We start from the raw sequence: 9770 nt of genomic DNA on the forward strand, positions 1-9770 counted from the left end.
TCGTGCGAGCCGGCCGTTACAGCCGGATATGCGGAATCTGCTTGCGTTGCGCTTCGTCGAGCGCTTCTTCGTAGCCGGCGTCGGCATAGCGGATCACGCCGAGCGCGGTGTCGTTCGTCATCGACAGCGTCAGCCGCTCGTTCGCGGCCGCGCTGCCGTCGGCGACGACGGTGATGCCCGCGCTCGTCATGTAGCCGCTGTAGCCGCCGCCGCCCGAATGGATCGCGACGAGATCGGCCATCGACGAGCAGCTCATCATCGCGTTCAGCAGCGGCCAGTCGGCCACCGCGTCGGAGCCGTCGCGCAGGTTCTCGGTCATGATGTTCGGGTGCGCCATCGCGCCGGCGTCGAGGTGGTCGCGCGTGAACGCGACCGGCCCGGCCAGCACGCCGTCGCGCACCATCGCGTTGACCGCCAGCGCGAGCCGCGTGCGCTCGCCGTGGCCGAGCCACGCGATGCGTGCCGGCAGTCCTTCGAACGGCACGCATTCGCGCGCCTTGCGGATCCAGTTCGTGACGATCCGGTTGTCCGGGAAGTGTTCGAGCAGGTAGTCGTCGATGACGCGGATGTCGTTCGGGTCGTTCGACAGCGCGATCCAGCGGAACGGGCCGATCGCGCGGCAGAACAGCGGGCGCAGGAACGCTTCGGTGAACACCGGAATCTCGAACGCGCGTGCCACGCCACCGTCCTTCGCATGCGTGCGGATCAGGTTGCCGTTGTCGAACACGATCGCGCCGCGATCCTTGAAGCCGAGCATTGCTTCGACGTGCCGCACGATCGACGCGCGGCTCGCGTCCATCAGCTTCGTGCGGTCGCTGTCGCGCAGCGCACGCACTTCGTCGAGCGTGTAGCCCGACGGCACGTAGCCGTACACGAGGTCGTGCGCGGCCGTCTGGTCGGTGACGATGTCGGGCACGACGCCGCGCGCGAGGATCGCCGGGAACACGTCGGATGCGTTGCCGAGCAGGCCGACCGAGATCGGTTCGCGCCGGGCCTGCGCGTCGCGGATCAGTGCGAGCGCCTCGTCGAGATCGCGCGCCTGCCGTTCGAGGAAGCCGATCTGCAGCCGCTTGTCGATGCGGGTCTGGTCGATCTCGACGACGAGCGTCGCCGCGTTCGCCATCCGGCCCGCGAGCGGCTGCGCGCCGCCCATGCCGCCGAGGCCGGCCGTCAGGATGAAGCGCCCGCGCAGGTCGTTGTCGAAATGGCGCTCGGCGATCCGCGAGAAGATCTCGTAGGTGCCCTGGATCACGCCCTGCGAGCCGATGTACTGCCAGTCGCCGGCCGTGAGGCCGCCCCAGCAGATCAGGTTGCGCTGTTCCAGTTCGTAGAAGTGCTCGGCCTTGGCCCACTGGCCGATCAGGTTGCAGTTCGCCATCACGACGAGCGGCGCGCTCGCATGCGTGCGCAGCAGCGCAACGGGCTTGCCGGACTGCACGACGAGCGTCTCGTTCTCGTCCATCGTCTTCAGCGTGCGCACGATCGCGTCGTGCGACGGCCAGTCGCGCGCCGCGCGGCCGAGCGCCGCGTAGACGATCAACTGATCGGGATCCTCGCCGACGGCGAGTACGTTCTCGAGCAGGCGCAGCAGCGCTTCCTGGCGCCAGCCCTTGCAGCGCAGCGTGGTGCCCGAGGTCACTTCGAAGGTGCGGTTCGTCTGGTTCGTCATCGTGCCCCCCGTTCAGCGTGCGAGCGCATAGTCGGCGATCGAGATGCCGAGCGCGGCTTCGACCGGCGGATACACGGCGGGATCGAACACCGACGACGACAGCGGAATGTGCGCCTTCGCCACGCGCAGCACGTGGATCTCCATCCCTTCCTTCAACTGGCCCGCGCTGACGGGGCGGCCTTCGGCATCGAGCGTCGTGATCACGTCCGGGTAGGTCGCGATCCGTTCGCCGTGCGCATCGTCCACCGCCATGTGTTCGTTCATCACATGAATGACCGCGCGCTGCGTGCCGCTGCCGAGGTAGACGAGGCCGACGTCGAATGCTTCACGCGTGTATTCGAGCGTATTGCGCTCGACCTTGCCGCTCGCGATGATCTCGCCGTGCGTGGCCGCGCAGATCGCGTCGATCACCGCGCTGCCGCCGCGCCGCTCGGCGTCGATGATCGCTTCGCCGAGCGCGAGCGCGCGGCTGATGCCGCCGAGCGCCGCATGCTGGCGCACGTACGATGCGCGAATCGGGTTGCGGCAGCTCGCGATGAAACCGCCGGCCATGTCGGCCGCCTTGCGCAGCACCGGCGACACTTTCGCGGTCGCGCCGCGCACGACCACTTCCATGTACGCATGGTGTTCGCGGTTGCCGCCGGCCGCAGCCTGGATCATCGGCGCCGTGCTCGACGCGAGGCCGAGCGAGCCCATGTCGCCGGTCGGATGCGCGCGAATGTCGCCCACCGCGTCGACCACCTTGGTGCCGAGCAACGCGGACGGCAGCCACGCGTTCAGCGTGCTCGACATCCCGTTCTGCCCGATGATGAGCCCCGCGAGCGGCGCGCCGAGCGCGTCCTGCACCAGCTGCGCGGCCTTCACGTAATCGGCGCCGAGCATTTGCCAGTCGGTGAGGCCGCCCGGCGCGCCGATCGCGGCGGCCGTGGCGATCCACGCGTCGTCCGGCAGCTCGTCGATGCTCACCAGTTCGGGGCGGCCGATCGTGACCGCGAGCGTGCCGAGTTCACGGCCGTGGTCGGCCCAGCCGCCACCGCCGCATGCGAAAACCGAACCGCCCTTGACGGCGGCTTCGACGTCCTTCGAAGACAGAATGCGTCCCATGTGTCGTTTGTCCTGAGAGGGGAAAAAGGCCCGTACGCGCCGGCCGAAAGCCTTGTGTGGCGGTACTGTCCAAACGATTCTAGGGACGCCGAATATTGAGCGTTATTGCTATTTTATGGAGACTTCATAACGCCATGTTAAGCGTAGGGTAATCCCGGTGACGCTCGAGCGACGGATGGCGAACGGGGTGATCCGCCGCCGCCGGTACGACGATGAAACGCAGGCTGGACAACGGTTTCAGCCTGTTCGGGCAACGCAATTCACGTGGGGGCGGAGAGTGCGTGCAGCGTGTCGATGAACTCGTGCGCGAGCCGCGACAGCGGTGCGAGCACCGGGTGCAGCACGCTGACCGGCGCGGAAATGGTCGGCACGATCGGCTTCACGACGATCTGCGGCCACACGGGGCCTGCGACCGTCAGCTCGTCGATCAGCGCGATGCCGGTGCCGGCCTGCGCGAGCGCGCACGCGACGTGCGCCTGCTGCACTTCGATCTTGACCTGCGGCACGAGCCCTTCGTCGCTGAACAGCCGCCGCACCAGTTGCCCGAGCGGGATGTCGCTGCCATAGCCGATCAGCGGCTGATCCGCGAGATCGCGCACGGCCAGCGTCTTGCGGCGCGCGAACGGGTGCGACGCGGGCACGGCCGCGACCATCCGGTTTTCATAGAGGCGCTGGCTTTCGACGTTCGGGTGCGTGTCCTGCAGGAACGCGATGCCGAGCTCGACCTGCTGCGTGAGCACCGCCTGCAGCAGCACGCTCGGGATCATCGTGTGCAGGATGATGCGCACGTCGGGAAAACGTTCGTAGAACGCGGCGATCGCGCGCGGCAGCAGCGATTGCCCGAGATTGGGGCTGCACGCGATGCGCAGGTGGCCCATCCGGTTCTCGATCAGGTCTTCCGCGATTTCGTTGACGCGCTGCACGCCCTGGTACACCGCGTTCACTTCGACGAACAGCCGCTGCGCTTCCGGCGTCGGGTAGAGCCGCCCCTTGATGCGCTCGAACAGCGCGAGGCCGAGCCGCTGCTCGGCATACGAAATGAGCCGCGAGACGGCCGGCTGCGATACGTGCAGCAGCTTCGCGGCGCCGCTGATCGAGCCGGTCAGCATGATGGCGCGAAACACCTCGATCTGGCGCAGGTTCAGACGCACAGCCTTAACTCCATGTTATGTGGGGGCGATAAATCGGCATGAGACATTCTGGCAGAGCGCTGCCTAAACTGCTCGTGATCAAAAAAGCAGGAGGCGCAAATGAGCGAATTCGAACAGGTGGTGCGCGGCCGGTTGGTCGATGCGCGCGAGGTGGTCGACGACGGCTGGCTCGCGATCAGGCACGGGCGGATCGCCGCACGTGGCACGGGGGTGCCGCCGGCGGCGCGCGACACGATCGATGCGCGCGGTCAGTGGGTGCTGCCGGGCGTCGTCGACGGGCAGGTGCATGCGGCCAGCCAGGCGAACCAGGAGGGGCTCGGTCACGCGTCGCGTGCGGCCGCCGCCGGGGGCGTGACGGTGATGGTCGACATGCCGTATGACGATCCGGAGCCGGTCGCGTCGCGCGCGCAGCTCGACCGCAAGATTGCGGAAGCCGAGCGCGATTGCCACGTCGACGTCGCGCTGTACGGCACGCTCAACGCGAAGCACGGCCTCGATGCGGCGGCCGGGCTGATCGACGGCGGCGTGTGCGCGTTCAAGTTCTCGACGTTCGAGGCGACGCCCGGCCGGTTCCCGCGCGTCGAGGAGGACGTGCTGTACGACGCGTTCCGGCTGATCGCGCCGTCGGGCCTCGCGTGCGGCGTGCACAACCAGATGCAGGACATGACGCGCAAGAACATCGCGCGGATGATCGAGGCCGGCGACACGGGCTGGGACGCGTTCCTGCGCGCGCATCCGCCGCTGATCGAGAACCTCGCGACCGCGCTGATCTACGAGATCGGCGCGGAGACGGGCGCCCGCGCGCACGCGGTGCACGTGTCGACGTCGCGCGGCTTCGAGCTGTGCAACCTGTTCCGGCAGGCCGGCCATCGCGCGAGCATCGAGACCTGCGTGCAGTACCTGATGCTCGACCACGAGACGCACACGAAGCGCTTCGGCGCGAAAACCAAGCACTACCCGCCGATCCGGCCGCGCGCCGAGCAGGATCTGCTGTGGACGCACATCGCGCGCGGCGAATGCACGTTCGTGTCGTCGGATCACGTGAGCTGGGGGCTCGAACGCAAGGGCGACCCGAACGTGTTCCGCAACGCGTCGGGCGGCCCGGGGCTCGAAACGCTGCTGCCCGCGTTCTGGACCGGCTGCGAACAGCATGGCGTCGCGCCGACGCGCGTGGCCGAACTGCTCGCGACGAACCCGGCGCGGCATTTCCTGCTCGATGACCGCAAAGGGTCGCTCGACGTCGGCGCCGATGCGGATTTCGTGATCCTCACGCCGGAACGTTACGCGTTCGATCCGTCGCGCAGCCTGTCGGCCGTGCAGTGGAGCGCGTTCGAAGGGATGGAATTCACGGTGCGGATCGCCGCCACCTACTGTCGCGGCGCGCTCGTGTACGACGGCGAGCGCATCGTCAACCCGGCAGGCTCGGGCCGCTTCCTGAAGCCGCACGGCAGCCGGTCGATCGCTACGCAGGAGCACGCATGAATCCGACGGATTTCCCTTTCCCGCCGCTGAACGCCGAACGCCTGAACGCGCGTGTCGAGCAACTGGCGCGCTTCACGCGGCCCGACGTCCCGTGGACGCGCCGCGCATTCTCGCCACTCTTCACCGAAGCGCGCGCATGGCTCGCCGCGCAGTTCGCCGAGGCCGGCCTCACGGTGTCGATGGACGCGGGCGGCAACCTGATCGGCCGCCGCGAAGGCAGCGGCCGCTGCACGAAGCCGCTCGTCACGGGGTCGCACTGCGACACGGTGGTCGGCGGCGGTCGCTTCGACGGGATCATCGGCGTGCTCGCGGGCATCGAGGTCGCGCATACGCTGAACGAGCAGGGGATCGTGCTCGACCATCCGTTCGAGGTGATCGACTTCCTGTCCGAAGAACCGAGCGACTACGGCATTTCGTGCGTCGGCAGCCGTGCGCTGTCGGGCGTGCTCGACGCCGGCATGCTGCGCGCGACGAACGCCGAAGGCGAAACGCTCGCGCAAGCGCTGCGCCGCATCGGCGGCAATCCGGACGCGCTGCGCGAACCGCTGCGTGCGCCGGGCAGCACGGCCGCGTTCGTCGAACTGCATATCGAGCAGGGGCCGGTACTCGAAACGCGCGGCTTGCCGATCGGCGTCGTGACCAACATCGTCGGCATCCGGCGCGTGCTGATCACCGTGACCGGGCAGCCCGACCACGCGGGCACGACGCCGATGGACATCCGTCGCGACGCGCTCGTCGGCGCCGCCCACTTGATCGAGGCCGCACATGCGCGCGCATCGGCGCTGTCGGGCAATCCGCACTATGTCGTGGCGACGATCGGGCGGATCGCGATGACGCCGAACGTGCCGAACGCGGTGCCGGGGCACGTCGAACTGATGCTCGAAGTGCGCAGCGACAGCGACGCGGTGCTCGACGCTTTCCCCGAGGCGCTGCTGGCCGGTGCGGCCGCGCGGCTCGACGCGTTGCGGTTGAGCGCGCGTGCGGAGCACGTGAGCCGCGCACGGCCGACCGACTGCCAGCCGCTCGTGATGGACGCGGTCGAACAGGCGGCCACGCAGCTCGGCTATCCGAGCATGCGGCTGCCGAGCGGCGCGGGGCACGATGCCGTGTACGTCGCGCCGACCGGGCCGATCGGGATGATCTTCATTCCGTGCCTGGGCGGCCGCAGCCATTGCCCGGAAGAATGGATCGAGCCGCAGCAACTGCTCGACGGCACACGCGTGCTGTATCAAACGCTCGTTGGGCTCGATCGTTCGCTGGCGGGCACGGCGTAACGGCGGCGGGGTTGCGCGGCGGGGGCGCTATGCCGGCCGCTGCCCCTCGCGCGGCCCGTGCCCCGTCCACCGCTTGAACGCGCGCCGGAAGTTGTGCGCGTCGCTGAAGCCGACTTCGTGCGCGACGTCTTCGATCGACAGCCGCGGATTGCTCAGCAGCGTGAACGCGCGCTTCCTGCGGATCGTGTCGATCACCGTTTGATACGACACACCTTGATCGGCCAGCCGTCGCCGGAGTGTGCGCTCGCTCATGCACAGCTGCGCGGCGATCTCGGCGAGCGACGGCGCATGGCGCAGGTCGCGTCGCATGATCCGTTCGATCGATTCGAGAAATTCGGTGCCTTCGGGTTCGGGCGGCAGCGCGTCCTGCAGGAATTCGAGCGCCTGGCGATGCGCGAGCGGATCGTGGGTCGCGATCGGGCGGTTGCCGAGTGCGGCGTCGCATGAGAACAGGTTCTGCTCCTGTTCGAACCGCACCGGGCACGGGAACACACGTGCGTATTGTTCCGCATAGGCCGGCGGCGGGTAGCTGAGATCGACGACCTTCGGCTGGAACGCGGGGCCGACCAGCGAGCGCCCGATCTTCATGAAGCTGCCGAACGCTTCCTCGACGAGGAACGCCTCGATGTCCGGTTCGAGAAAGACGTTGGTTGCGCGGATCGACAGCGTGCGCGCATCCGAGATCACCTCGAAGCGCATCAGCGGCCCCGTGTGGCGCTGCAGTTCCATCCCGACCGAGATCGCGTCCTTCAGCGTCGGGCTCGTCAGCATCGCGTAGCCGACCAGGCCGATCGACGCGATCGTCTCGCTCGTGCCGAGTTCGAGGCCGAGCGCCCGCCCCGGCGCCATGTCGAGCGCGCGGCGGATCATCGTGCTCGCTTGACGCAAGGAAATCCGGCACGACGGATTCGACAGGTCCGCAACGTCGAAGCCGAGCCCGAGGCACAGCCGCGTGGGGTCGATGCCCAGCTCCTTGCTTGTCTCCGCGAGGCACCGCAACAGATGGACCGGCAGATTCGCCGTCGTATAACGGTCGGGTTCGTCCATGGATGCTCCGTATTTTTTTCCATGGATTGTACTCGTCCCGCCCGGCCGGAGACCCGGTGCCTCCCCGGCCGCGATCGCCCACATCCTGTGCGGCCCCGCGTCAGAAGTAGTGGCGCAGGCCGACCGTCGCGCCGAGCTGCGTGGTACTCGTGCTCGGTGACTGCCCGTTCACGCCGACCAGTTGCGCGCCGACCAGGCCACCGCGATAGATCGCATAGTCGACTTCCGCGTAGAGCATGCTGCGCTTCGACAGGCTGTAGCCGGCGATCACCTGGAACTGGCGCGCGCGGCCGTCGAAGTCCGGCGTGTAGCCCGACTGCGTGGTCCACCACGCGTTGACGGCGGCCGTGAACGCCGACGTGAACCGGTAGGTCAGCCCCGCGAGCGCCATCTTGCGGCGCCGGAACCCGCCGGGCGTCGACGGATCGACCACCTGCGCGGGCGAGATGATGCCGAGCGCGGCGAGATCGGTCGAGCTGAACGGGCCGTTCTCGAACGACGTGAAGTCGTTGTCGCGCGCGTTCTCGATATAGCCGGCGTTGACGGTCGCGTTGCCGAGCGTGACGGAGCCGCCGCCGCCATAGATGTCGAATTTCGCGTGGGTGACGTCGTCCCAGGTGCGCATGAACGATGCGCCAACCGTGAACGGCCCCTTGTCCGGCGCATACGCGATCGCCGCGCCGGCCTGGCTGCCGAGCACGCCGCCGCCCGCATGGCCGCCCGGCGCGTACTGCGCGAGCAGGTACAGGCTGCCGAGCTGCGCACCGTACTGGATCATGTTGCTGGTGCGGGCGCCCGCGAGCATCGTCTGCTCCGGCTTGAACAGGTTGAAGTACGGATCCTGCGGGCCGGCCCACAGGTTCGAGCCGTAGGTCAGCGACACCATCTCGAACGGCACGTTGTACTGGCGCCCGAGCGCGAGCTGGCCGAGCGACGTCGACGTGAGCCCCACGTATGCGACCTGGAAGAAGTTCGGCGAGCCGGCCGGCACGATCGCGCCGCTGTTCGGGCCGAAGTGGCTTTCGACGTTGAACTGCGCGGACAGCCCGCCGCCGAGATCTTCCTGCCCCTTGAGGCCCCAGTAGCTTTCCGTCAGGCCGCCGCCGTCGGCCATCGAGATCTTGCGGCCCGTCGACACCGGCGTGCCGTCGGCGCCGTAGGACACGCCGTGCGTTTCGTAGCGGATGCCCGCATCGATTACGCCGTACAGCGTCACGTTGCTTTGCGCGTGCGCGCCGGTACCGGCCAGGACCAACATCGCGCAGCACGCGGCGCGAACGCTATCGTGACGATTCATTCTTTGGGACTCCGCATCGACAGGGGGACGGCGGCTCGACCCGCCGGAAACGAATGTAGAAAGCCAAATTTGCGCGGGCCAAGGCCGCGGCGGCCATTCTCATGGTGCGTCGCGGCCACGCCATGGCGCACTGCAGTCAGGGCGACGCGCTCGCCACCGCACCGGGCGCCGCGCGGCGCAGCGCGAGCCGCACGAACGGGGCGGCGGCCAGCACGGCCACGCACAGCACGTGCGCGACGCGCGTGCCGCCGAAGCGGCCGAGCAGCGCGCCCGACAGCGCGGTGCCGATGCCGGCCGCGAAGAACGTGACGACGAGCGTGCGTGCGACCAGCGAGCCGTCCGGGTCGACGTCGGACAGCATCCCGGTGAGGAACGGCACGATCACGAAGAACGCGCTGTTCAGCACGAACTGGCTCAGGAAGTACGCGCTGCCGCTGCGCGCGCTGAAGAACCATTCGATCGACGCGATCATCGCGAGCTGCGCGGCCCAGATCAGCGCGAGGCGGTGCGGGTGGCTGGCCGGATGCGACGGAATCGCCGCGCCGACGAAGCCGAGCAGCGACGACACCGACAGCAGCACGCCGATCGTCGTCGGCGACAGCCCGGCACGCTCGCCGACGAAGCCGGCGATCGCCCATTGCGACGCCTGCACGCCGTAGACGAGCGCCGTCACGACCCAGATCGCGATCACCGGCCGCCACGGCAGCGTGCCGGCGCGCACGTGGGTCTGCGCGGGCGCGCTCGCG

7 protein-coding genes and 1 pseudogene are annotated in these 9770 nt (G+C 68.6%); 2 read left to right on the forward strand and 6 right to left on the reverse strand.

What is annotated here, in order from left to right; translation table 11 throughout:
* Nucleotides 1-16 precede the first annotated feature (16 nt).
* From G3N99_RS11395 to G3N99_RS11405, 3 genes are all read right to left on the reverse strand, one after another.
* Nucleotides 17-1669, reverse strand: coding sequence for a urocanate hydratase (locus G3N99_RS11395; protein ID WP_206122447.1), 1653 nt, complete (start codon nucleotides 1667-1669; stop codon nucleotides 17-19).
* A 12-nt stretch (nucleotides 1670-1681) separates the two neighbouring features.
* Nucleotides 1682-2773: a DUF917 domain-containing protein gene (locus G3N99_RS11400; protein ID WP_174929852.1), complete on the reverse strand. Its 1092-nt coding sequence runs from the start codon at nucleotides 2771-2773 to the stop codon at nucleotides 1682-1684.
* Between the two features lie 260 nt (nucleotides 2774-3033).
* The gene (locus tag G3N99_RS11405; RefSeq protein ID WP_206122448.1) at nucleotides 3034-3924 is read right to left on the reverse strand and encodes a LysR family transcriptional regulator; all 891 of its coding nucleotides are present in this window, start codon (nucleotides 3922-3924) and stop codon (nucleotides 3034-3036) included.
* Nucleotides 3925-4023: 99 nt separating this feature from the next.
* On the opposite strand from G3N99_RS11405, the gene G3N99_RS11410 reads away from it, so the two are divergent.
* Both G3N99_RS11410 and G3N99_RS11415 read left to right on the forward strand, forming a co-directional pair.
* Entirely contained in the window at nucleotides 4024-5406 is a 1383-nt protein-coding gene (locus G3N99_RS11410; RefSeq protein WP_206122449.1) for an amidohydrolase family protein, read from the forward strand.
* Nucleotides 5403-6680 carry a Zn-dependent hydrolase gene (locus tag G3N99_RS11415; protein ID WP_174939647.1) on the forward strand — a complete coding sequence of 426 codons (1278 nt, stop codon included), beginning with the start codon at nucleotides 5403-5405 and terminating at the stop codon, nucleotides 6678-6680. Before G3N99_RS11410 ends, G3N99_RS11415 begins: the two co-directional genes overlap by 4 nt.
* A 27-nt stretch (nucleotides 6681-6707) precedes the next feature.
* Here G3N99_RS11415 and G3N99_RS11420 read toward each other — a convergent pair whose 3' ends face one another.
* The 3 genes and pseudogenes from G3N99_RS11420 to G3N99_RS11430 all read right to left on the reverse strand — a co-directional run.
* The gene (locus tag G3N99_RS11420; protein WP_174943466.1) at nucleotides 6708-7727 is read right to left on the reverse strand and encodes an AraC family transcriptional regulator; all 1020 of its coding nucleotides are present in this window, start codon (nucleotides 7725-7727) and stop codon (nucleotides 6708-6710) included.
* Nucleotides 7728-7827: 100 nt separating this feature from the next.
* Nucleotides 7828-9024: a porin gene (locus G3N99_RS11425; protein WP_174983822.1), complete on the reverse strand. Its 1197-nt coding sequence runs from the start codon at nucleotides 9022-9024 to the stop codon at nucleotides 7828-7830.
* 136 nt (nucleotides 9025-9160) lie between these two features.
* Nucleotides 9161-9770: pseudogene (locus G3N99_RS11430) on the reverse strand (MFS transporter); the annotation flags it as partial.

The sequence above is a fragment of the Burkholderia sp. Ac-20392 genome, assembly GCF_017104585.1.
In the GTDB taxonomy this organism is placed as follows: Bacteria; Pseudomonadota; Gammaproteobacteria; order Burkholderiales; family Burkholderiaceae; genus Burkholderia; species Burkholderia lata.

Bases quoted from the DNA above. Each gene is read 5' to 3' on its own strand.
- G3N99_RS11395 (WP_206122447.1), bottom strand. From the start codon at position 1,669: ATGACGAACCAGACGAACCGCACCTTCGAAGTGACCTCGGGCACCACG.
- G3N99_RS11400 (WP_174929852.1), bottom strand. From the start codon at position 2,773: ATGGGACGCATTCTGTCTTCGAAGGACGTCGAAGCCGCCGTCAAGGGC.
- G3N99_RS11410 (WP_206122449.1), top strand. From the start codon at position 4,024: ATGAGCGAATTCGAACAGGTGGTGCGCGGCCGGTTGGTCGATGCGCGC.
- G3N99_RS11415 (WP_174939647.1), top strand. From the start codon at position 5,403: ATGAATCCGACGGATTTCCCTTTCCCGCCGCTGAACGCCGAACGCCTG.
- G3N99_RS11420 (WP_174943466.1), bottom strand. From the start codon at position 7,727: ATGGACGAACCCGACCGTTATACGACGGCGAATCTGCCGGTCCATCTG.
- G3N99_RS11425 (WP_174983822.1), bottom strand. From the start codon at position 9,024: ATGAATCGTCACGATAGCGTTCGCGCCGCGTGCTGCGCGATGTTGGTC.